Origin of the sequence: Kosakonia sp. WA-90 (assembly GCF_039871955.1) — a bacterium.
In the GTDB taxonomy this organism is placed as follows: Bacteria; Pseudomonadota; Gammaproteobacteria; order Enterobacterales; family Enterobacteriaceae; genus Kosakonia; species Kosakonia oryzendophytica.
This window is the reverse complement of the sequence record NZ_JBDPLJ010000005.1, coordinates 248,253-271,648: the sequence shown is the minus strand read 5'-3', so window position 1 is coordinate 271,648 and position 23,396 is coordinate 248,253. Positions and strand designations below refer to the sequence as shown.

The following is a 23,396-nucleotide window of genomic DNA, read 5'->3' as shown; positions in this document are numbered from 1 at the left end:
CAATAACAACGATGAAACTTAACCTTTTACACCGCCTGCGGTCAGGCCGTTAACCAGCCAGCGCTGCGCAAGCAGGAAGACAACCGTAATCGGAATGGCGGACAATACCGCCGCTGCGGCAAAATCCCCCCACAGGTAGTTTTGCGGGTTGAGATACTGCTGCATACCCACCGCCAGCGTGTAGCTGTTTACATCACGCAGCAACAGCGAAGCGACCGGCACTTCGGTGATGGCAGCAATAAAGGACAGAATAAACACCACCGCCAGGATCGGCACCGACAGCGGCAACAACACCAGACGGAACGCCTGCCACGGGGTGGCACCATCCAGCGCGGCGGCCTCTTCCAGCGAACTGTCGATGGTTTCGAAATACCCTTTAATCGTCCATACATGCAGTGCAATGCCGCCCATATAGGCGAAGATCACCCCACCATGCGTGTTCAGACCAATAAACGGAATGTACTGGCCCAACCGATCAAACAAGGCATAGAGCGCCACCAGTGACAGCACAGCCGGGAACATCTGGAAAATCAGCATGCCTTTCAACAACGTCGCTTTGCCACGAAAACGCATACGGGCAAAAGCGTACGCACAGGTCGTGGAGAGCGCGACAATCCCGACGGCGGTGATCCCGGCGATCTTCACCGAGTTCCACAGCCAGAGCAGCACCGGGAAGGGCGGCGGTGTCACGCGACCGTCCGCGTGTTCAACACTAAAGCCCAGCGCCAGTCGCCAGTGCTCCCAGGAGATGGTCTCCGGGATCAAGCTGCCGGTGGCAAAGTTGCCTTCACGCAGCGAAATGGTGATCACCATCAGCAGCGGGAACATAATGGCGGCAATAAACACCAGCAATAACAGGTGAGTGACCAACAATCTCAGCTTTTGTGATTTCGCTTGCACCATAGCCATACTTTTCGTCCTCCTTAATCGAATTTCATGCGTGTGGCTTTCAGGTTGACGATAGCCAGCAGACCGACCAGCAGGAAAATCAGCGTGGCGATGGCGGCAGCAAGGCCAAAGTCCTGACCGCCGCCGCCTTCAAAGGCGATGCGGTAGGTATAGCTCACCAGCAGGTCGGTATACCCCGCAGGCGTGGTGGTGCCGATGCGGTCCGGCCCACCGTTGGTCAGCAACTGGATCAATACGAAATTATTAAAATTAAAAGCAAAACTGGCGATCATCAGCGGTGTGAGCGGTTTGATCAGCAGGGGAAAAGTGATGCGGAAAAAGTTCTGCAACGGCCCGGCACCATCCATTGCCGAGGCTTCGTACAGATCGTCCGGGATCGCTTTTAACAGCCCCATGCAGAGGATCATCATGTAGGGGTAACCGAGCCAGGTATTGACGATCACGATCATCGTCCGGGCCGTTGTTGGATCGCTGAACCAGGCCGGTTTGATGCCGAACAGCGTACTGAGCATCATGTTAATTTCGCCGAAGCTCTGGTTAAACAGACCCTTGAAAATCAGGATCGAGATAAACGACGGTACGGCATAGGGCAGGATCAGCAGCACGCGATAAATCGCTTTGCCTTTCAGCGATTCCCATTGCACCAGGCAGGCCAGCACCATCCCTACCGCCACCGTCAGCACCACGGTGAGGACAGAGAACACCACCGTCCAGATGAAAATGGCGACAAACGGTTTCTGGATGCCCTCATCGGTGAACACCCGTGTGAAGTTATCCCAGCCAATGGTGACGGTATAACCGGGGCTCAACTTTTCATTGCCCCAACTGCCATCGGCATTCACAGACTGGAAGAAGCCAATGTTGTTATTGGCCCGGTATTTCACGCCGTTCTGGTTATTGGTTAATGTGCCATCCTGCGCCAGCTGATAGAGCGGGCGGGTGCCAGAAAACTGGCGCAGCGAGCTCATGGCAACTTTGCTCTCATCCGGCAATATGGCGGTGAGCTGGTTCAGGGCCTGGCGCTGTTGGGTGATCACGCGCAGGTTGGCGCGCTCGCCAGCGGGCAGAGCCGTGACCTCTTTTAAGGTAATTTTCTGTTCTCCGCCGGGTTTAAACGCGTCGGAGAGGTAATTTTTTCCGGTGTCGCCATCAGTCAGCGCCAGTTGCCATTTGTCACCCACCGGGTACAGACCAAAATTGTAGGCTTTTCCTGCCTGGTAAGAGCGGTCAAGCAGGACTTGTTGTGCGCGCTCCTGGGTAAGCTGGTTGGTGCTGCTGTAGTTAGTAAAGGCAATGGCGATAGTGCAGATCAGGGGAAACAGCACAAACAGCCCCATCCCCGCCAGACCCGGATAGACATAACGCCAGGCATAGGCTTTACGGTTGGCGAAAATATAGAGACCCGCTGAACTCAGGATCAGCGTCGTTATGGCAAAAAGGTATTCCCCTTGGGCATACATCAAAACAACAAGGTATCCCACCAGTAATCCCATAAGGGCAATGGCCGCCCATGCGAGCTGCGGGCTTTGCCACCAGTGGCGTTTTCTTACAACATCCATGGGAAGTCCTTTTACAACGTTGAAAACGAATGTCAGGTGGCGCTGCGTTTACCTGATTTGTGCGTAGCGCCACCCGACATATTGCTTACTTGGTAATACGACCCTGTGCGTCTTTCAGGGCAGCATCGACGGTCTGACGACCGCTGACCGCATTGATAACGGCAGTACGGGTGGCGTACCAGAAGGCAGCCATCTGCGGGATATTCGGCATGATTTCGCCGTTTTTCGCGTTATCCATGGTGGCGGCAATGCGCGGATCTTTCGCTAACTGATCCTGATAGGTTTTCAACGCCACCGCGCCCAACGGTTTATCTTTGTTCACTTCTTCCAGACCCTGATCGGTCAGCAAGTAGTTTTCGAGGAACTCTTTTGCGAGTTCTTTGTTCGGGCTGGCGGCGTTAATACCGGCACTCAGCACGCCAACAAACGGTTTGGACGGTTTGCCTTTGAAGGTCGGCAGCGTGGCGACACCGTAATTGATTTTGCTTTTATCAATGTTGGCCCACGCCCACGGACCGTTGATGGTCAGCGCGGTTTCCCCTTTGTTAAAGGCGGCTTCGGCGATGGAGTAATCTGTGTCGGCGTTCATGTGCTTGTCTTTAATCAGCTTCACAAGGAAGCCAAGACCGGCCTTCGCGCCAGCATTGTCGACGCCGACATCTTTCACGTCGTATTTGCCGTTTTCAAATTTGAACGCGTAACCCCCATCGGCGGCAATCAGCGGCCAGGTGAAGTACGGTTCTTGCAGGTTAAACATCAGCGCGCTCTTTCCCTTCGCTTTCAATTCTTTGTCCAGCGCCGGGATCTCTTCCCAGGTTTTTGGCGGGTTTGGCAGCAAATCTTTGTTATAAATCAGCGACAGGGATTCCACGGCTACCGGGTAAGCAATCAGCTTGCCGTTGTAGCGCACCGCATCCCAGGTGAAGGGATACAACTTATCCTGGAAGGTCTTATCCGGCGTAACTTCCGCCAGCAGACCGGACTGCGCATAGCCGCCAAAACGGTCGTGCGCCCAGAAGATAATGTCCGGGCCATCCCCGGTCGCGGCAACCTGCGGGAACTTCTCTTCCAGCTTGTCCGGGTGTTCTACGGTGACTTTGATACCGGTGTCTTTCTCAAATTTCTTACCCACTTCGGCAAGACCGTTATAGCCTTTATCGCCATTAATCCAGATGACCAGCTTACCTTCTTCGATCTTGGCGAGGGCAGAGGCGGAAAACATCATCGTCGCCACTGCGGACAATGCGAGGATGCGTGCGCCTGTTTTGATTTTCATATATCCCGTCCTTTAGGTGTTGTGCTCGTGGATACGTTCAGGTGGTTCGACAGGGATTAGTCTCCTTTTTTGACAAGCGCTTCTCATCCTCCTTAAACCTACGCCCCTGGGGGGATTTGTGTGATCCCTGTTACACAAATTTTTATTATGTGTGGCAGCGCACATAAAAATACGCCGGTTTTTGCAGCCTCCATCACGAAATTGCCCGCAGTCCCTCAGCCTGGGGGGCAGAGCTGCTTCTCTCATCCTCCCGCCTCCTCCCCCATCAAAAACCAGGGGGGTGGAGGATTCACACGCGATATTGATGCGCCATAGTCAGCCCACGTTGAATGTTTCTGTTGGTGACAGGTTGTAACGAAGGGAGAAGGGCATGGCGAGCGTACAGCTGCGTAATGTAACGAAAGCCTGGGGCGACGTGGTGGTGTCGAAAGATATCAATCTCGATATTCACGAAGGTGAATTCGTGGTGTTTGTTGGCCCGTCAGGCTGTGGTAAATCGACGCTGCTGCGCATGATTGCCGGGTTGGAAACCATTACCAGCGGGGATTTGCTGATCGGCGATACCCGTATGAATGATGTTCCTCCCGCCGAACGCGGCGTCGGCATGGTATTTCAGTCCTATGCGCTCTATCCGCACCTTTCGGTGGCGGAAAACATGTCTTTTGGCCTGAAGTTAGCGGGTGCGAAAAAAGAGACGATCAAAGCGCGTGTAACGCAAGTGGCCGAAATATTACAACTGGCCCATTTGCTGGAGCGTAAACCGAAAGCCCTTTCCGGTGGTCAGCGTCAGCGCGTAGCGATTGGGCGCACGCTGGTCGCCGAACCCCGCGTCTTCTTGCTTGATGAACCCCTCTCCAACCTTGATGCCGCCTTGCGTGTGCAGATGCGTATTGAGATCTCCCGTCTGCATAAACGCCTTGGCCGCACGATGATTTACGTCACCCACGATCAGGTCGAAGCGATGACGCTGGCCGACAAGATTGTGGTGCTGGACGCCGGTCGCGTGGCGCAGGTGGGTAAACCGCTGGAGCTTTATCACTACCCGGCTGACCGTTTTGTCGCCGGCTTTATCGGCTCGCCGAAGATGAACTTCCTGCCGGTAAAAGTCACTGCCACCGCCATTGAACAGGTGCAGGTTGAGCTGCCTAACCGCCAGCAAGTGTGGCTGCCGGTAGACAGTGCCAATGTGCGGGTCGGCGCGAATATGTCTCTGGGCATTCGCCCGGAGCATCTGCTTCCAAGCGACATCGCCGATGTCACGCTGGAAGGCGAAGTTCAGGTCGTAGAACAGCTTGGTCACGAAACACAAATTCATATCCAGATCCCCGCAATACGTCAGAACCTGGTTTACCGCCAGACCGACGTGGTGCTGGTAGAAGAGGGTGCCACATTCGCCATCGGCTTACCGCCGGAGCGTTGCCATCTGTTCCGTGAAGATGGCACCGCCTGCCGCCGGTTACATAAAGAGCCTGGCGTTTAAGCATTCCAAAAAACTTACACAGAGCCATTCGCGCCACCCGTTGATAAAGCGTGTGCGCGAAAGGCGATGTGTAAAAAGAAAAGCAATGATCTCAGGAGATAGAATGATGATTACTCTGCGCAAACTTCCACTGGCACTCGCCATTGCCGCAGGCATCCTGTCTGCACAGGCGGGCGCCGTCGACTTTAAAGGTTATGCCCGTTCCGGCATTGGCTGGACAGGCAGCGGCGGCGAGCAGCAATGCTTCCAGGCGACAGGTGCAGGCTCTAAATACCGTCTCGGTAATGAATGCGAAACCTACGCGGAATTAAAACTTGGTCAGGAAGTGTGGAAAGAGGGCGATAAAAGCTTCTACTTCGACACTAACGTTGCTTATTCCGTCGCACAGCAAAATGACTGGGAAGCAACGGACCCGGCATTTCGTGAAGCCAACGTGCAGGGTAAAAACCTGATCGATGCTCTGCCAGGCGCCAACATTTGGGCTGGTAAACGTTTCTACCAGCGTCATGACGTACACATGATTGACTTCTACTACTGGGACATCTCCGGTCCGGGTGCGGGTCTTGAAAACGTCGATCTTGGCTTCGGTAAACTCTCTTTAGCTGCAACCCGTTCGACTGAAGCGGGGGGTTCCGCTACCTTCGCCAGCAACAGTATTTACGATTACACGGAAAAAACCGCCAACGATGTTTTTGACATGCGTTTAGCGCAGATGGCCGTTAACCCGGGTGGTACGTTAGAGTTTGGTGTTGACTATGGCCGCGCCAATACCCGTGACGGCTACCATTTATATGATAATACTGAAACGAAAGACGGCTGGATGTTCACAGCTGAGCACGTTCAAAGCATGCTGAAAGGCTATAACAAGTTTGTCGTGCAGTACGCAACTGATGCGCTGACATCGCAGGGCAAAGGGTTATCGCAAGGCTCTGGTATCGGTATTGAGAGCAACAGTAAGTTGCCTTATAGCGCTAATAACAACGGCAGCCTGCTGCGTATCCTCGACCACGGTGCTATCTCTCTCGGCGATCGTTGGGATTTGATGTATGTCGGTATGTATCAGGACATCGACTGGGATAACAACAACGGCACCAAATGGTGGACTGTTGGTGTGCGCCCGATGTTCAAATGGACACCGATCATGAGCACCCTGTTGGAAGTAGGCTACGACAATGTGAAATCTCAGCGTACCAACGACACTAACAACCAGTACAAAATCACCCTCGCGCAACAGTGGCAGGCAGGCGACAGCATCTGGTCTCGCCCGGCAATCCGCGTATTCGCAACCTATGCGAAATGGGACGAAAAATGGGGCTACAACACCAGTGGTAACCCGGGCACTAACGCCAACTATGGTCTGGCAACCCGCAATGGTACGGGTGGCTCAAGCTTCGGCCGTGGCGACAGCGACGAATGGAGCTTTGGTGCCCAGATGGAAATCTGGTGGTAAGGGCTTTACTCGCGTAAACAGAAGAGGGGCGCAAGCCCCTCTGATTCTTACAAACAGCGCGCTATTGCCTGGCCAACGCTGTTTTGCATCCTGAAGGTGATTAAAATGAAAATGAAAAAAAACCTCATTGCCCTGTGCCTCTCCGCGGGTATGTTGGCGGGTGTACCGGGTTTTGCACTGGCTGATGTGAATATCGTGCCACAGAACACAACAGCAGCGCCGTCGATCCCGGCATCTGCACTCCAGCAACTCACCTGGACGCCGGTCGACACGTCCAAAAGCCAGACGGTTCGGCTTGCTACCGGCGGACAGCATCTGAATGTGCCGGGTATTACCGGGCCAGTTGCGGCATTTAGCGTACCAGCTAATATTGGTGAGCTTTCGCTGACGCTGTCAAGCGATGTCAATAAAAACACTGGGGTATTTGCGCCGAACGTGCTGGTATTTGATCAGAATATGTCGCCTGCGGCCTATTTCCCCAGCAACTATTTTACCTACCAGGAACCGGGAGTGTTAAGCGCAGATCGACTCGAAGGGGTTATGCGCCTGACGCCTGCGCTGGGTCAGCAGAAGCTCTATATCCTTGTATTCACCACCGCAAGCGATTTGCAGAAAACCACCACACTGCTTGATCCGGCTAAAGCCTATGCTAAAGGCGTGGGTAATGCGATCCCTGATATTCCCGATCCGATAGCGCGTCATGTTGCGGAGGGTGTGGTGAACCTGAAAGTGAAAAACAGTAGCAACTCCAGCATTCTGGTAGGCCCGCTGTTTGGTTCCTCGGGCCCTGGCCCGGTCACCGTGGGCAATACCGCCGCGCCGGCTTATAGCACGCAACCAGCTCCGGCTGCCGCGCCCGCTACGGCTCCTGCTCCAGTAGCGAAAAGCGAACCGATGCTTAACGATACGGAGAGCTATTTTAACCAGGCCATCAAACAAGCTGTTGCGAAAGGTGATGTTGATAAAGCGTTGAAATTATTGGATGAAGCAGAGCGCCTCGGGTCGAAAACCGCCCGTTCCACTTTTATCGGCAGTGTAAAAGGCAAGGGGTAACAGTCTCCCCACAATGCTGATATTTGCAGCAACTGGTGCGTCGCCTGACGCACCCTTTTTCCGGCGCAGCGGTGCGCTGTTGCACACCTGTTGCGCTGATGAAAACCGAATGAACTTTCCCCGCCCGTAAAGCCTGTTCTGCGATACAATAATCCTACGTTATGTACCGGAGAGTAAGGCATGTCTCACCCCGCGCTTACGCAATTGCGTGCGCTGCGCTATTTAGACGCGATTCCTGCGCTTGAACCGCAACTGCTGGACTGGCTGTTGCTGGAAGATTCCATGACGAAACGTTTTGAGCAGCAGGGCAAAACGGTCAGCGTGATGCTGATTCGGGAAGATTTTGTCACCGCAGACGAGATAACGCAGGAGCACGGCCTGTTGCCGGAGGAGTCGCGTTATTGGTTGCGCGAAATCATTCTTTGTGCGGATGGTGAACCCTGGCTTGCCGGGCGCACCGTGGTGCCGGAGTCCACTCTAAGTGGTCCGGAGCTGGCGCTGCAACAGTTGGGAACAACGCCGCTTGGGCGTTATCTCTTTACCTCTTCTACGCTTACGCGTGACTTTATTGAAATTGGTCGTCATGAGCAGCTCTGGGGACGCCGTTCCCGCCTGCGTCTGGGCGGGAAACCGTTGATGCTGACCGAACTGTTTTTGCCTGCGTCGCCGTTGTATTAAGAGGAATCGAAAATGGAGTGGAGTCTCACGCAGAATAAGCTGTTGGCCTTTCACCGGCTGATGCGTACGGACAAGCCGATTGGTGCGTTGCTACTGCTGTGGCCGACGCTGTGGGCGTTATGGGTGGCGACGCCGGGAGTGCCGCCGCTGTGGATTTTACTGGTCTTTGTGGCGGGCGTCTGGCTGATGCGCGCCGCCGGATGCGTGGTGAACGATTACGCGGATCGTAAGTTTGATGGCCATGTTAAGCGCACCGCGAACCGTCCGTTGCCCAGCGGTGCCGTGACGGAGAATGAAGCGCGAACCCTGTTTGTGGTGCTGGTATTGTTAGCGTTTGCGCTGGTGCTGACGCTCAACATGATGACCATTCTGCTGTCGGTGGCTGCACTGGCGCTGGCATGGGTCTATCCGTTTATGAAGCGCTACACGCATCTACCGCAGGTGGTGTTGGGCGCGGCGTTTGGCTGGTCGATTCCGATGGCGTTTGCCGCGGTCAGCGAGTCAGTACCGCTGAGTTGCTGGATCATGTTCCTTGCCAATATTTTGTGGGCTGTGGCTTACGACACGCAATACGCAATGGTCGACAGGGACGATGATGTCAAAATTGGTATCAAATCGACAGCGATCCTGTTTGGCCGTTTCGACACGCTGATTATTGGTATTTTGCAGGTTGCGGTGATGGCGCTGATGGCATCCATTGGCTGGTTGAACGGGTTAAGTTGGGTCTATTACGCGACGGTGCTGATAGCGGGGGGGCTGTTTGTCTACCAGCAGGTGCTGATTGCAGGCCGTGAACGCGACGCCTGTTTTAAAGCCTTTATGAACAACAACTACGTGGGCCTGGTGCTGTTTTTAGGGCTGGCGTTCAGTTACCTGCATTAATATTTCTCACCCCTCTCCTTTCGGGAGAGGGGTGTCTTACCTTCACGCTTCTGCTTGCGTTGCGCTCTCAATCGTTAAACGCACATCCGACGTAATCAGCTCCGCCAGCATCTGGTACACGCTTAATGTCTGCGCGGGTTCCGCATCGCCAGTATCGCTAATATAGCCTTCGTCACGCAGTGTCAGCACCAGCGTACTGAAGACCGCCTTATCGAAGAACTCCGGTGCGTTGATACCGTGCAGCACCGACAGACGTTGCGCCAGCGTACGGCTCTCTTTTTCCAGCGTACTGCGGTTCATCGACGGGTTCGCACTCAGCAGCCAGAAAGTAATGGCGTAACGTTGCAGCGTTTCGCGCGCGCCTGCGGCGAGCAATTGCAGCGTGCGCGAGTGCGCCGGGTTAATGCTCACACGATCGTCTTTCACCGTTAGTAGCCCCTGGCGCAGCAGCTCCTGGGTCAGGTTTTCCAGCACCTGCGCCAGCTCTGCTTTCTCCCAACGCAGGAACAACTCCGCTTTCAGCATCGGGTAGAGTAGCTCTACATGACGCAGAATTTCCTGTTGGGAAATGGCGCGATGCTGGGTCACGATAGCCGCCAGCAACGACGGCAGCATCAGCATATGCGCAATGTTGTTGCGGTAATAGGTCATCAACACGGCCTGTTCGCGCGGCAGAATGATGATATCGCCGATAGTATCTTTCTCGACTTCAAACTTGTTCATCTGCAACGCGTGATCGATAAGCTCACTGGCGCTGGCGGACGGCGTGGTTGAATCCGGCGAATAGGGCACATTACGCATGAGCTCAAGGTAGCAACTCAACTGCTCGGTTAACTGCTCCCGCGTCAGAGAGCGCTGACGCGATGCCAACAGTGCTGTACAGCACAAGTTCATGGCGTTAGCCGCACCCGCGTTGTTAATTCGCACCATCAGATCGGCGGCAATGCCGTTCACCGTCGGCGTTAACCATGCCGGACGGATAGCTTCAATCGGATCGATCGACTCGCGCCACTCCGGCACATGATGGTTCAGGTAGTTCATCAGCGAGATAGGCTCACCGAAATTCACATACCCCTGGCCCAGATTGCGCAGCTTGCTCAGGCCTCGCACCATCTGCAACAGACTCTCTTTCTCTTTCGTCGCCCCGCGCAGCTCTTTAGCGTAGGTGCCCACTTCCATCACGTGCTCATACCCGATGTAAATCGGCACCAGCGTGATAGGACGCGTACCGCCGCGCAGCATTGCCTGAATGGTCATCGACAGCGTACCGGTTTTTGGGTCCAACAAACGCCCGGTGCGGGAACGGCCGCCCTCGACAAAATATTCGACGGAATAACCGCGGCTAAACAGCTCACCCAGGTATTCACGAAACACGGTGGAATAGAGCTTATTGCCCTTAAAGGTACGGCGAATAAAGAACGCGCCCAGGCGGCGGAAAATCGGCCCGGCGGGCCAGAAATTCAGGTTAATGCCTGCGGCGATATGCGGCGGCACCAGCCCCTGGTGATAGAGCACGTACGACAGCAGCAGGTAGTCCATATGGCTGCGGTGGCAGGGCACATAGACAATCTCGTGACCATCATGGGCCAACTGGCGCACGCGCTCGGCGTTGTGCACATTAATGCCCTGATAGAGACGGTTCCAGGTGAAGCCGAGGATGCGGTCAGTCAGGCGGATCATCTCGTATGAGAAGTTCGCCGCGATCTCTTCCATCAATGCGATAGCATTTTGCTGCGCCTTATCGTGGGAGATTTTCTTGCTGCGCGCCTCATCTTCGACTGCTCGGGCAATTGCTTTGGATGAGAGCAGCTTATTAAACAGATCCTGACGCGCAGGCAGGCGCGGGCCAACTGCGGCAAGGCGTTGACGGGCGAAGTGCATACGCGCGACGCGTGCCAGTTTCTGCGCGATAATTTTGTCTGTGCCGTGTTCTGTCGCCATGCGACGCAATGAAACAGGCGGTGAAAAACGCACAAAGCTGTCGCGACCAAGCCAGGACACAGCGAAGAATTTCTGGATGCCGTTGAGCATGCGCAAAGGCGGGTTGACTTCGCCCTTCTCACGCCCGGGGGAGCGACCAAACATCACCGATACCGGTACCATTTGCACATCCAAATCCGGATGACTGCGGTGGAGATCCAGGTAATCATGGAACAGTTTGATGGATTCTTCTTTTGGCGTGTAATAGGTAAATACACGCGGCCCGCCGTGGATAAACACGTAACGCGGTAGCAGTGCGCCGTCGATTTCCAGCGGTTCCAGTGGGTCTGGCAACTCATGCGCCAGACACTGAGCGCGCAGCGTCATCAAGTCTGCCTTGGAATTGTAAGGCAGCACATACATGATGGGACGTGAGGTATCGAGACCCAGTTCCTGTGCAGGTTCTGCGGGGATCGATTTACTTTTTACCAGCACGCTTAATGGTAAATTCAGTAATTTGTAGTAAATTCGTGGCCAGCCGGACATAAAGGATGTAAAGCCTCTGGGTTAATAGTGCCATTGCGCCGCAAGAATATCAGAAAGCGCGCATAATTTCTGTTGTACCTCTTCGTGCTTACATAGACATTGATGCTCATTAGATAAAAAGGTTCTTTTCATGGCCAATAATACCACTGGATTAACCCGGATCATTAAAGCGGCGGGCTATTCCTGGAAAGGCGTTCGTGCCGCATGGATAAATGAAGCGGCGTTTCGCCAGGAGGCCGTCGCGGTCGTGCTGGCCATTATTATTGCCTGCTGGCTCGATGTGGATCCCATCACGCGCGTACTGCTGATTGGTTCGGTATCGCTGGTAATGATCGTTGAAATCCTCAACAGTGCAATTGAAGCGGTGGTGGATCGGATTGGCGCGGAATTTCATGAACTTTCCGGGCGAGCGAAGGATATGGGGTCGGCAGCGGTGCTGATGTCTATCCTGCTGGCGCTGTTTACCTGGATCTCACTGCTCTGGTCGCATTTTCGATAACGCTTCCAGAATTCGATAACACTCTGGTTATTTGCTTAAATTTGGTTCCAAAATCACCTTTGACTGTATATACTCACAGCATAACTGTATATACACCCAGGGGGCGGAATGAAAGCATTAACGGCCAGGCAACAAGAGGTGTTCGATCTTATCCGCGATCGCATCTCCCAAACAGGTATGCCGCCGACACGTGCGGAAATCGCGCAACAATTGGGGTTCCGTTCCCCAAATGCGGCTGAAGAACACCTCAAAGCGCTGGCGCGCAAAGGGGTTATCGAAATCGTATCCGGCGCATCACGCGGTCTTCGCTTGCTGCTTGAAGAAGAAGACGATCTCGGACTGCCGCTGATCGGCCGCGTGGCCGCTGGTGAGCCGCTGCTGGCGCAGCAGCATATCGAAGGGCATTACCAGGTCGATCCTGCGCTCTTCAAACCGCATGCGGATTTCCTGTTGCGCGTGAGCGGAATGTCAATGAAAGACATCGGCATTATGGACGGCGACCTGCTCGCGGTGCATAAAACGCAGGATGTACGCAACGGCCAGGTCGTTGTGGCGCGTATTGAAGACGAAGTGACCGTTAAACGTCTGAAAAAACAGGGCAACACAGTTGAACTGTTACCGGAAAACAATGAGTTTTCCCCGATTGTTGTTGATCTGCGCGATCAAAACTTCACCATTGAAGGACTGGCGGTAGGCGTCATTCGCAATGGCGAGTGGCTGTAACGCCTCCCTTATTCGCTGCGGTGCTGTTTTACGCTCCGCAGCGTTAATGCCTTTCCCCGATCGATTCTGACACTGCTATGCCGCTGCTGACTGCATCCGACAAAGCGCTGTGGCGACTTGCCCTGCCAATGATCTTCTCCAATATCACTGTCCCGTTGCTGGGGCTGGTGGATACGGCTGTGGTCGGGCATCTGGATAGTGCGGTCTATCTGGGCGGTGTGGCCATCGGCGCGACAGCGACCAGCTTCCTGTTTATGCTGCTGCTGTTCCTGCGGATGAGCACCACCGGCCTGACGGCCCAGGCATACGGCGCGAAAAATGCGCACGCGCTGGCCCGGGCGTTGGTACAGCCACTGCTGTTGGCGCTGGGCGCGGGTGTGCTGATTACACTGTTGCGCGCGCCGCTTATCGATCTGGCGTTGCACATTACTGGCGGCAGCGCTGCGGTGCTGGAGCAGGCGCGGCGCTTTCTTGATATCCGCTGGCTAAGCGCTCCCGCATCGCTCGGCAACCTGGTACTGCTGGGTTGGCTGCTGGGCGTGCAGTATGCCCGCGCACCGGTGATCCTGCTGGTGGTGGGTAACGTTCTCAATATTGTGCTTGATGTCTGGCTGGTGATGGGGCTGGGCATGAACGTCCAGGGGGCGGCACTGGCAACGGTGGTGGCGGAGTACGCGACCTTTGTGCTCGGTCTGATGATGGCGCGACGCGTGCTGGTTATGCGGGGTATCACCTTCCCGGTGCTGAAGACAGCCTGGCGCGGTGGACTTGGGCGCTTGCTGGCGCTTAATCGGGACATCATGCTGCGCTCGTTATTGCTACAACTCTGCTTTGGTTCGATAACCGTGTTCGGCGCGCGTCTTGGCGGCGAAACCGTGGCGGCGAATGCGGTGCTGATGATGTTTCTGACGTTTACTGCTTATGCGCTGGACGGGTTCGCTTACGCAGTGGAAGCCCATTCCGGGCACGCTTATGGCGCGCGTGACGACACGCAGCTTAAGCTCCTCTGGCACGCGGCATGCCGGCAGGCTGGTCTGGTGGCGCTGGTGTTCTCAGCGGTGTATGCGCTGGCCGGGGAGTCAATTATCGCGTTACTCACCTCACTGCCAGCCTTGCAAAACATGGCCGGGCACTACCTTATCTGGCAGGTGATCCTGCCGGTGGTGGGCGTGTGGTGTTATTTGCTGGATGGCATGTTTGTAGGCGCGACGCGCGGTGCAGAAATGCGCAACAGCATGGCGGTTGCCGCTGGAGGATTTGCCCTGACGTTGTTGACGGTGCCGACGCTGGGCAACCATGGCCTGTGGCTGTCGCTGACGGTGTTTCTGGCGCTGCGAGGGCTGACTTTAGCATGGGTGTGGCGTCGTCACTGGCGCAATGGCACCTGGTTTTCCGGTATTGGCCACCCCTGACCCCTCTCTTTTCTTATACTTCTTTCTCCCGCCTCGTTAATACTGCTTTCTTTGTCGTAAATGGTTAAAGATTCCGAATGTAAACCAACTGGCAGTATTCCTGACTACAATGATCAGTACGTTCAGCGTAACAGGAACGTAACTTTTAACCGAACGATAAGGAGTCAACGATGAACAAAGACGAAATCGGCGGTAACTGGAAGCAGTTTAAAGGTACTGTGAAAGAGAAATGGGGCAAGTTGACCGATGACGATATGACCGTCATCGAAGGCAAACGTGACCAACTGGTGGGTAAAATCCAGGAGCGTTACGGTTACGCAAAAGATGAGGCAGAAAAGGAAGTTACGGATTGGGAAAGCCGTAATGATTACCGCTGGTAACGGACATTGACCCTCAATGTGTTGATTTTGTGAGCGTTACCCTGCCCAAGTGGTACACGGATGTACCCTCCCTTTATCTTTCACGTTTTACCGGTGTTGGCTGCGCTTTCTCGCCCGGGTCACATACTGATGTATGCTCCCCGGAACGCGTACGCTTGCCGCCTGGGTAAAACGCGAAATCTTTCGGGATGTCCCTTTATCTTTGATGTGTTACCGGTGTTGGCTGCGCTTTCTCGCCCGGGTCACATACTTATTCCCCGGAACGAACTATCAGCGCTATTAACGCGGTTTTTTCTTTACAAGAATGCTGTGATCGTGATGGCAGTGCTCATGATGACGGCAGGCCTCCACTTCCACACAGGCGGCGCATAAACCGTGTGCTTCAATCACGTTATGGCGCAGGGCAAAACCCATCTTCGCCGCCAGCGCGTGCATAATATCTTCCACGCCTTCCGCCTGCTCTTCTTTCACCGACCCGCAGCGATCGCAAATAAACATGGCGGACGTGTGCGTCGGTTGATCAAACAAATGGCACAGCACATAGCTGTTAGTCGACTCTACCTTATGAACAAACCCTTGCTCCAGCAGGAAATCCAGCGCGCGGTAGACGGTTGGCGGCTTAGCCTGCGGCTCGCTGACGCGTAATAAGTCGAGCAGATCGTAAGCGCTGATTGCCCCTTGCTGCAGGCTCAGTAATCGCAGCACTTCAAGACGCTGGGGAGTCAGGCGCACATTGCGCTGCGCGCACAGCTTTTCAGCCTGCACTAACATCTCTTGCGAAGTGGTCTTATCCATGGGCGCTCTCTGTTTCGGGGGAAGCAATAAACCCGTACTTTACCATGTCCGGCGCGAAACGCCGAGATCGCGTCCTGGGATCCGTTTTTCGCCGATATATCCACGAACTCATCAGCGTCTTCTATAAATAATGAGTGTCATTAATCACAAAAATCACTTCTGTCGATTATTTTTCGTTCAGAAGATTTAGCTACTTTTTCCTATGTTATTCGCAGCAATAGAGCCTTCCTGTTTAGCAAATACTAATCAGGTTTAAAAAAAACTCATTCTGACTACGAGACGCATACTGTGAAAAAAAATCTCAAATTTTCGGTGGTCGCGATAGCTGTCTCCTTCGTTGTGGCAAATCAGGCGGGAGCAGCCAATACCTGGGCGGAAGCACGTAATGATGCAATGGGGGGAACCGGTGTTGCCTCCGCAAACTATGGCAGCGGCGCCCTTATTAACCCGGCATTGCTGGCAAAAGCCAAACCGGAAGACGATATCACCGTTATTCTGCCTAGTGTGCAGGCGCAAATTACCGATAAGGACAATCTGCGCGACGAAATCGACAATATCAGTGACAAAATCGACAGCTATCGCGATGTCGTTGATAACCTCACCGCCGCGCAATTTCTCGCTAACCCTCTGGGTACCATCGGTCAATTCCAGAGTGCTGCCAAAGACCTGGCGGATGAACTGACTTTCCTGAACGGGAAAACCGCGCGGGCCAAAGCGGCGGCGGGTATTGCTGTCAGCATTCCAAACGATGTGCTCTCGGTGGCTTTTGTCACCAAAGCCTATGCGCATGCCATTGTTAGCTCGTCGGTTGATCAGCAGGATATTACCTATTTACGCAGTATTCAGAACAGTACAACGGTTGCAGCAACTGAAGCGCTAAATGCCGTTGTGTCGCCAAATGGCAGCAATGAGATCACCAAAAATCTCAACTCCACGGCATCCGGTCGTGCGGCTGTTGTATCGGATTACGGCGTTGCGGTTGCCCGGCAGTTCGAGGTGGGCGGCATCCCTTTATCTCTGGGCGTGACGCCAAAGCTCCAGAAAACCTGGGTCTGGAACTACACTACCTCTATTTATGACTATCACAGCAGTGAGTGGAGCAATAGCCGCTATCGTACCGATGACACCGGCTTTAACGTGGATGTGGGTGCGGCGGCGGATTTGGGGGAAAACATCACTGTTGGTCTGACCGGTACAAACCTGATTTCCCGTGATATCGACACCAAAGATGTCCTGATCCGCAACGGCAGAACCGGGCAGACGGTCAATTATAAAGACACTTACCAGATTAGCCCGGTGGTGACGGCCGGGGTGTCATGGCATAACGATCTGGTGACGTTAAGTGCCGACGGTGATTTAACCGAAACCAAAGGCTTTAAGAGCGAGAAGGACTCCCAGTATGTGGGCGTCGGCGGTGAAATTCGTCCGCTGAGTTGGCTGGCGGTTCGGGCCGGTTATCGCGCTGATGTGAAAGGCGATGACAAAAACGTCTTTACGGGTGGTGTCGGTTTCGCGCCGTTTAACCGGGTTCACGTCGATTTAATGGGGCTGGTAGGCGAAGACAAAACATGGGGTGCTGGTGCGCAACTTAGCGTGACATTCTAAGGTACAACCAGACGAAGACAAAACCGGGGGCGCGTGGCCTCCGGTTTTTTTACACGGTTATTTGTTGCTCAACGTATTAAAACTGGTCATCAGGTTACGGTAATCCGGAATATGGTTCGAAAACAGGTTACCCAGGCCTTCAATATCATTACGCCAGTCACGGTGTAACTCGCAGGCGATGCCAAACCAGGTCATCAACTGTGCGCCGGCTTTTGACATGCGATCCCAGGCCGAATGTCGCGTAATATCGTTGAATGTCCCGGATGCGTCGGTGACGACAAATACCTCAAAACCTTCTTCCAGCGCCGATAGTGCAGGAAAGGCCACACACACTTCCGTTACAACACCGGCAATGATCAACTGTTTTTTACCGGTCGCTTTTACCGCTTTAACAAAGTCTTCATTATCCCAGGCGTTGATATTGCCAGGACGAGCAATATACGGCGCATCAGGAAATTGCGCTCTTAGCTCAGGAACGAGAGGACCATTAGGGCCAGTTTCGAAGCTGGTGGTGAGAATGGTGGGAAGCTTAAAATATTTAGCGAGATCGCCTAATGCCAGAACGTTATTTTTAAATTTGTCTGGATCGATATCTCTCACTAATGACAGTAAACCCGTCTGGTGGTCAACGAGGAGAACAGCAGCGTTATTTTTATCGAGGCGAACATACGGTGTAGTCATCTTCTTTAACTCCTTTTACCCGTTACGGTGGTTAATAGCGTCAGGCTATTGACGAACATTTCCTATGCCTACCAAAAATGATAGGTGTCGATCGTGTTTTGTACAAGTTCATGCCGGTTATTGCGCTATCGGGTTGTACTGAATGCCATCGGGTTTAAGGCGTTCCACTATGCTAGAATGACGCCCCGCTATTTCAGGAGCCGGTATTTGCCTGACCTGGGCGGGCCTGATACCTCTATTTTTTAACTGCCAAAATTGCACGGTAATCCTACATGACAAAAAACCAGCAAACCCGCCTGATGCCCACCGATTCTGCTTATCACTGGCCTGGCAGGTTTAGCGTGGCGCCGATGCTCGACTGGACGGACAGGCACTGTCGTTACTTTCTGCGACTGTTGTCGCGTCAGACGCTGCTGTACACCGAGATGGTGACCACCGGTGCGATTATTCATGGTAAAGGCGATTACCTGGCGTACAGTGAAGAAGAGCACCCGGTCGCATTGCAGCTTGGCGGCAGCGATCCGGCGCAGCTTGCCCATTGTGCGAAGCTGGCTGAAGCGCGCGGCTATGATGAAATTAATCTCAATGTCGGCTGCCCGTCCGATCGCGTGCAGAACGGTCGCTTTGGTGCTTGCCTGATGGGAGAAGCGCAACTGGTTGCCGATTGCGTCAAAGCGATGCGCGATGTGGTCTCTGTTCCGGTGACGGTGAAAACGCGTATTGGTATCGACGATCAGGACAGTTACGAATTTCTCTGCGACTTTATCGGTACGGTTGCCGGTAAAGGTGAGTGCGAGTCCTTTATTATTCATGCCCGTAAAGCCTGGCTCTCCGGTTTAAGCCCGAAAGAAAACCGTGAGATCCCACCGCTGGATTACCCGCGTGTCTATCAGCTGAAGCGCGATTTCCCGCAGTTGACGATGTCGATTAATGGCGGGATTAAGTCGCTGGCGGAGGCCAAAGCTCATCTGGAACATATGGATGGCGTGATGGTGGGCCGCGAAGCCTACCAGAACCCGGGGATTCTGGCGTCGGTTGATCGGGAAATTTTTGGCGCGGAGGTCGGCGATGCCGATCCGGTGGCGGTTGTTCGCGCGATGTATCCCTACATAGAGCGTGAACTCAGCCAGGGGGCTTACCTGGGGCACATCACCCGCCACATGCTGGGCCTGTTCCAGGGGATCCCTGGGGCGCGCCAGTGGCGCCGCTACCTGAGTGAGAATGCTCACAAGGCCGGCGCAGATGTTGAGGTTGTTGAGAAAGCGCTCAGTCTTGTTGCTCAGGCGCGTTAAAAGTTCACTAAAACCTGGTCAAATTCACTAAAACCTGCACACCAGTGCAGGTTTTTTTATTGCTGAATCAGTAAGTTAAGGTTGGCATATTTCTTGTAATAGAAGAATGAGTTACCTGGTTTGTGGAGAGCGCTATGTTGGAACTACTGTTTATTATCGGCTTCTTTATTATGTTGTTGGTGACCGGCGTGTCGCTGCTGGGTATTGTGGCGGCGCTGGTTGTGGCAACCGCAGTGATGTTTTTAGGCGGGCTTTTTGCTTTGATGATCAAACTGTTGCCCTGGCTATTGTTGGCTGTTGCCGTGGTCTGGATCATTCGCGCTATCAAAGAACCGAAGCTCCCACGTTATCAACGCAATAACCGTTGGCGTTACTAAAGTATTGAGTGGTGCGTCACAACCCTGAAACATTTAGTGGCGCATTGCTTAGAACCGCATAGGATTTGCTTATCAAATCTGTCACTATCGCGACGTTAACGAATTCATCGCGCTGTACCCTACAATGCAGCCGAACTAAAAAAAGAAAGGGCTTCCTGCGGGAAGCCCTAATTCTTTCCGGCGATGAACTCAAGGGATCAATAAGCTTGAGCCCTGGGTTGCACGGCTTTCCAGCACCGCATGTGCGCGCTGTGCATCCTTTAACGCAAATTTCTGGCTCTCTGCCACATCCACTTTAATGACGCCGCTGGCAATCAATGAGAACAACTCATTGCTGGCTTCCTGCAACTCTTCCCGCGTGGTGATGTAGCCATTAAGGGAAGGGCGCGTGGCATAGAGCGAACCTTTCTGGTTGAGAATACCGAGGTTCACGCCGGTAACCGGACCGGAGGAGTTACCAAAGCTGACCATCAGGCCACGGCGACGCAGGCAATCGAGCGAGATCTCCCAGGTATCTTTCCCGACCGAGTCATACACCACGCCCACCTTTTTGCCGCCGGTAAGTTCTTTCACGCGTTCGACCACATTCTCTTCGCTGTAGTTGATCACCTGCCAGGCACCGGCCTGCAATGCACGCTGCGCCTTTTGCGCTGACCCCACGGTGCCAATCAGTTTCGCGCCGAGCGCTTTCGCCCATTGGCAGGCAATAAGCCCAACGCCGCCCGCCGCCGCGTGAAACAGGAATACCTCGTCGGGTTTGATCTCCCAGGTTTTGCGCAGTAGGTAGAAGACCGTCAATCCCTTCAGGTAAGCGGCTGCGGCTTGTTCGAAAGAGATGGCATTCGGCAGGATCGCCGCTTTATCGGCAGGGACATTGTGTACCGAGCTGTAAGCGCCCAGCCCTGATTGCGCGTAGACCACGCGATCGCCCACCTTAATGTGCGTCACGCCGCTGCCCACTTTGCTGACGACGCCGGCTGCTTCGGTGCCCAGCCCGCTCGGCAAAGACGGCGGCGGGTAAAGTCCGCTGCGGATATAGGTATCAATGTAATTGATGCCTATGGCTTTGTTTTCCACCTGGATTTCGTTTTCCGCTGGTGCTGTGGGGGTAAACTCCACGGCTTTCAGCACGTCAGGGCCGCCATGCTTGTGAAATTCTATTCGTGTCGCCATGCTTCCTCCTGAACTCTGTGATAATCTTTCGAACCATTCATTACCTTGGTAGCTCCATTCACTATGGCAGGAAATAAACCCTTCAACAAACAGACTGAATCCCGCGACGTACAGCTTGAGGGGATGAAAGTGCCTCCGCATTCCATTGAAGCGGAGCAGTCAGTGTTGGGCGGTTTAATGCTGGATAACGAACGCTGGGATGACGTCGCCGAGCGTGTTGTCGCGGATGATTTTTACACGCGTCCGCACCGCCATATTTTCACCGAAATGCACCGCCTGCAGGAGATGGGCAAACCCATTGACCTGATTACGTTGGCGGAATCGCTGGAGCGTCAGGGGCAACTGGAGATCGTTGGTGGTTTCGCTTACCTGGCGGAACTGTCCAAAAATACGCCAAGTGCGGCGAACATCAGCGCCTATGCGGATATCGTGCGTGAACGGGCCGTGGTCCGTGAGATGATCTCGGTGGCGAATGAAATCGCCAATGCCGGTTTCGATCCGCAGGGGCGCACCAGTGAAGATTTGCTCGATCTGGCGGAGTCGCGGGTCTTCAAAATTGCAGAAAGCCGCGCGAATAAAGACGAAGGCCCGAAGAATATCGCCGATGTTCTTGAAGCGACCGTCTCGCGTATCGAGCAGCTTTTCCAGCAACCCCATGATGGCGTAACCGGGGTCAATACCGGCTATGACGACCTCAATAAGAAAACGGCGGGTTTGCAGCCGTCAGATTTGATTATCGTCGCGGCGCGTCCGTCGATGGGTAAAACGACATTTGCAATGAACCTCGTCGAAAATGCGGCGATGTTGCAGGATAAACCAGTGCTTATTTTCAGCCTGGAGATGCCATCTGAGCAGATTATGATGCGTTCCCTGGCGTCATTGTCGCGGGTTGATCAGACACGCATTCGTACCGGTCAGCTCGACGATGAGGACTGGGCGCGTATCTCCGGCACCATGGGTATCCTGCTGGAAAAACGCAATATCTATATTGATGACTCCTCCGGTCTGACCCCGACGGAAGTCCGTTCCCGTGCCCGACGTATCGCCCGCGAACATGGCGGCATCGGGCTTATCATGATTGACTACCTTCAGTTGATGCGCGTGCCGTCGTTGTCCGACAACCGTACGCTGGAAATCGCCGAAATCTCCCGCTCACTGAAAGCGCTGGCCAAAGAGTTGCAGGTACCGGTGGTGGCGCTGTCGCAGCTTAACCGCTCTCTGGAACAACGTGCCGATAAACGTCCGGTTAACTCCGACCTGCGTGAGTCCGGCTCCATTGAGCAGGATGCGGACTTGATCATGTTTATCTATCGTGATGAGGTTTATCACGAAAACAGTGACTTAAAAGGCATTGCGGAAATCATTATTGGTAAACAGCGTAACGGCCCTATCGGGACGGTGCGCCTGACATTTAACGGGCAGTGGTCGCGCTTTGATAACTATGCGGGGCCTCAATATGATGACGAATAAATTTCCGTCATCCTTCGTGCCGCAGGTGCGTTGACGGAGCCCGCTCACCCGGTCACTTAGTTTACTAAGCTCCCGGCGATCCCCGGGTTTATCTCCCTCCTGCGACACGAATGATTCAGGAAATTCTTTTAGTAAGGAATTGAAATGCAAGCGGCAACCGTAGTAGTGAACCGCCGCGCTCTGCGACACAATCTGCAACGCCTGCGCGAACTGGCCCCCGCCAGTCGACTGGTTGCAGTCGTGAAAGCGAACGCCTATGGACACGGTCTTCTTGAGACCGCGCGAACGCTCCCTGATGCCGACGCTTTTGGCGTCGCCCGTCTCGAAGAAGCCCTGCTCCTGCGTGCAGGCGGCATAACGCAACCGATCCTGCTGCTGGAAGGTTTTTTCAATGCCGAAGCGTTGCCGCTGGTCGCTGAACATCAGCTACAGACCGTCGTCCACAGCGAGGAACAGCTTAAGGCGCTGGAAACGACCCCTCTGAACGCGCCAGTCACCGTGTGGATGAAACTCGATACCGGCATGCACCGTCTTGGGGTGCACCCCAATGAAGCGGAGGCCTTTTATGCCCGCTTGTCGCAGTGTAAAAACGTCCGCCAGCCAGTGAACGTCGCCAGCCATTTTGCCCGTGCCGATGAGCCGGAGTGCGGCGCGACGGAACGCCAGCTCGATATTTTCACCACCTTTACCGACGGTAAGCCAGGCCTGCGCACGATTGCTGCCTCCGGCGGCACGTTGCTTTGGCCGCAATCGCACTTCGACTGGGTACGTCCGGGCATTATTCTGTATGGCGTATCGCCGCTGGAAGACAAACCCTGGGGTGCAGATTTCGGTTTTCAGCCCGCTATGACCCTGACTTCACAGCTTATTGCTGTGCGCGAACATAAAGCAGGTGATGCTGTAGGGTATGGTGGCACCTGGCAGAGCGAACGCGACACCCGCCTGGGCGTGGTCGCGATGGGTTACGGCGATGGCTATCCTCGTGCTGCGCCTTCCGGTACGCCGGTGCTGGTTAACGGGCGTGAAGTGCCGATTGTGGGGCGGGTAGCGATGGATATGATTTGCGTCGACCTGGGGCCGGAAGCAGAAGATCGCGCCGGTGATAGGGTCGTGTTATGGGGCGAAGGGTTACCCGTTGAACGCATCGCTAAAATAACGAAGGTAAGTGCTTACGAACTTATTACGCGCCTGACCGCCAGGGCGACACTGAAATACATCGACTAAAAAGGATTGCCC

21 protein-coding genes are annotated in these 23,396 nt (G+C 54.2%); 14 read left to right on the top strand and 7 right to left on the bottom strand.

All coding sequences use genetic code 11. The annotated features are described in order from the left end of the window. Positions 1-18: 18 nt before the first annotated feature. From malG to malE, 3 genes are all read right to left on the bottom strand, one after another. Complete coding sequence (gene malG, locus ABGA49_RS11640; RefSeq protein ID WP_061498880.1) at positions 19-909, bottom strand: maltose ABC transporter permease MalG; 891 nt, start codon at positions 907-909, stop codon at positions 19-21. A gap of 14 nt (positions 910-923) precedes the next feature. Next, complete coding sequence (gene malF, locus ABGA49_RS11635; RefSeq protein ID WP_061498877.1) at positions 924-2,468, bottom strand: maltose ABC transporter permease MalF; 1,545 nt, start codon at positions 2,466-2,468, stop codon at positions 924-926. Positions 2,469-2,553: 85 nt separating this feature from the next. After that, positions 2,554-3,744: a maltose/maltodextrin ABC transporter substrate-binding protein MalE gene (gene malE / locus ABGA49_RS11630; protein WP_347665580.1), complete on the bottom strand. Its 1,191-nt coding sequence runs from the start codon at positions 3,742-3,744 to the stop codon at positions 2,554-2,556. A gap of 370 nt (positions 3,745-4,114) precedes the next feature. Here malE and malK point away from each other — a divergent pair, with 370 nt between their 5' ends. The 5 genes from malK to ubiA all read left to right on the top strand — a co-directional run bounded on the left by malK (position 4,115) and on the right by ubiA (position 9,287). Continuing rightward, positions 4,115-5,224 (top strand): maltose/maltodextrin ABC transporter ATP-binding protein MalK, encoded by a 1,110-nt coding sequence (malK, locus tag ABGA49_RS11625; protein WP_061498867.1) that lies wholly within the window; start codon positions 4,115-4,117, stop codon positions 5,222-5,224. A gap of 103 nt (positions 5,225-5,327) precedes the next feature. After that, positions 5,328-6,674 carry a maltoporin gene (locus ABGA49_RS11620; RefSeq protein WP_061498864.1) on the top strand — a complete coding sequence of 449 codons (1,347 nt, stop codon included), beginning with the start codon at positions 5,328-5,330 and terminating at the stop codon, positions 6,672-6,674. Positions 6,675-6,779: 105 nt separating this feature from the next. Beyond that, positions 6,780-7,727, top strand: a complete 948-nt coding sequence (malM, locus tag ABGA49_RS11615; RefSeq protein ID WP_347665579.1) for a maltose operon protein MalM — start codon at positions 6,780-6,782, stop codon at positions 7,725-7,727. 180 nt (positions 7,728-7,907) lie between these two features. Next, on the top strand, positions 7,908-8,405 hold the full coding sequence (gene ubiC / locus ABGA49_RS11610; RefSeq protein WP_061498857.1) for a chorismate lyase: 498 nt from the start codon (positions 7,908-7,910) through the stop codon (positions 8,403-8,405). 12 nt (positions 8,406-8,417) lie between these two features. Further along, complete coding sequence (gene ubiA / locus ABGA49_RS11605) at positions 8,418-9,287, top strand: 4-hydroxybenzoate octaprenyltransferase (RefSeq protein ID WP_263098449.1); 870 nt, start codon at positions 8,418-8,420, stop codon at positions 9,285-9,287. Between the two features lie 42 nt (positions 9,288-9,329). On the opposite strand, the gene plsB is transcribed toward ubiA, so the two are convergent. Next, positions 9,330-11,753: a glycerol-3-phosphate 1-O-acyltransferase PlsB gene (plsB, locus tag ABGA49_RS11600; protein WP_088237224.1), complete on the bottom strand. Its 2,424-nt coding sequence runs from the start codon at positions 11,751-11,753 to the stop codon at positions 9,330-9,332. Between the two features lie 130 nt (positions 11,754-11,883). Between plsB and ABGA49_RS11595 the strand changes: the two genes are divergently transcribed. The 4 genes from ABGA49_RS11595 to ABGA49_RS11580 all read left to right on the top strand — a co-directional run bounded on the left by ABGA49_RS11595 (position 11,884) and on the right by ABGA49_RS11580 (position 14,767). Continuing rightward, complete coding sequence (locus ABGA49_RS11595; RefSeq protein ID WP_061498849.1) at positions 11,884-12,252, top strand: diacylglycerol kinase; 369 nt, start codon at positions 11,884-11,886, stop codon at positions 12,250-12,252. Between the two features lie 108 nt (positions 12,253-12,360). Then, complete coding sequence (gene lexA / locus ABGA49_RS11590; protein WP_061498844.1) at positions 12,361-12,975, top strand: transcriptional repressor LexA; 615 nt, start codon at positions 12,361-12,363, stop codon at positions 12,973-12,975. A gap of 77 nt (positions 12,976-13,052) precedes the next feature. After that, positions 13,053-14,387, top strand: coding sequence for an MATE family efflux transporter DinF (dinF, locus tag ABGA49_RS11585; protein WP_347665578.1), 1,335 nt, complete (start codon positions 13,053-13,055; stop codon positions 14,385-14,387). Positions 14,388-14,557: 170 nt separating this feature from the next. Then, complete coding sequence (locus ABGA49_RS11580) at positions 14,558-14,767, top strand: CsbD family protein (RefSeq protein ID WP_061498838.1); 210 nt, start codon at positions 14,558-14,560, stop codon at positions 14,765-14,767. 279 nt (positions 14,768-15,046) lie between these two features. On the opposite strand, the gene zur is transcribed toward ABGA49_RS11580, so the two are convergent. Continuing rightward, on the bottom strand, positions 15,047-15,562 hold the full coding sequence (zur, locus tag ABGA49_RS11575) for a zinc uptake transcriptional repressor Zur (RefSeq protein WP_061498835.1): 516 nt from the start codon (positions 15,560-15,562) through the stop codon (positions 15,047-15,049). Positions 15,563-15,850: 288 nt separating this feature from the next. Between zur and ABGA49_RS11570 the strand changes: the two genes are divergently transcribed. Continuing rightward, positions 15,851-17,167, top strand: coding sequence for a conjugal transfer protein TraF (locus tag ABGA49_RS11570; RefSeq protein ID WP_347665577.1), 1,317 nt, complete (start codon positions 15,851-15,853; stop codon positions 17,165-17,167). A 57-nt stretch (positions 17,168-17,224) separates the two neighbouring features. Here the strand turns inward: ABGA49_RS11570 and ycaC are convergent, their stop codons facing one another. Continuing rightward, a complete protein-coding gene (gene ycaC, locus ABGA49_RS11565; RefSeq protein ID WP_061498830.1) occupies positions 17,225-17,848 on the bottom strand; it encodes an isochorismate family cysteine hydrolase YcaC in 624 nt (207 codons plus the stop codon). A 272-nt stretch (positions 17,849-18,120) separates the two neighbouring features. Here ycaC and dusA point away from each other — a divergent pair, with 272 nt between their 5' ends. Together dusA and pspG are read left to right on the top strand one after the other, a co-directional pair. Then, entirely contained in the window at positions 18,121-19,140 is a 1,020-nt protein-coding gene (dusA, locus tag ABGA49_RS11560; protein ID WP_088237227.1) for a tRNA dihydrouridine(20/20a) synthase DusA, read from the top strand. Positions 19,141-19,274: 134 nt separating this feature from the next. Next, the gene (gene pspG / locus ABGA49_RS11555) at positions 19,275-19,517 is read left to right on the top strand and encodes an envelope stress response protein PspG (protein WP_061498824.1); all 243 of its coding nucleotides are present in this window, start codon (positions 19,275-19,277) and stop codon (positions 19,515-19,517) included. 189 nt (positions 19,518-19,706) lie between these two features. Here the strand turns inward: pspG and ABGA49_RS11550 are convergent, their stop codons facing one another. Then, on the bottom strand, positions 19,707-20,690 hold the full coding sequence (locus ABGA49_RS11550) for a quinone oxidoreductase (protein WP_088237228.1): 984 nt from the start codon (positions 20,688-20,690) through the stop codon (positions 19,707-19,709). Between the two features lie 63 nt (positions 20,691-20,753). On the opposite strand from ABGA49_RS11550, the gene dnaB reads away from it, so the two are divergent. Both dnaB and alr read left to right on the top strand, forming a co-directional pair. Continuing rightward, a complete protein-coding gene (gene dnaB, locus ABGA49_RS11545) occupies positions 20,754-22,160 on the top strand; it encodes a replicative DNA helicase (RefSeq protein ID WP_061498819.1) in 1,407 nt (468 codons plus the stop codon). Between the two features lie 144 nt (positions 22,161-22,304). Further along, positions 22,305-23,384: an alanine racemase gene (gene alr, locus ABGA49_RS11540; protein WP_061498817.1), complete on the top strand. Its 1,080-nt coding sequence runs from the start codon at positions 22,305-22,307 to the stop codon at positions 23,382-23,384. Positions 23,385-23,396 lie beyond the last annotated feature (12 nt).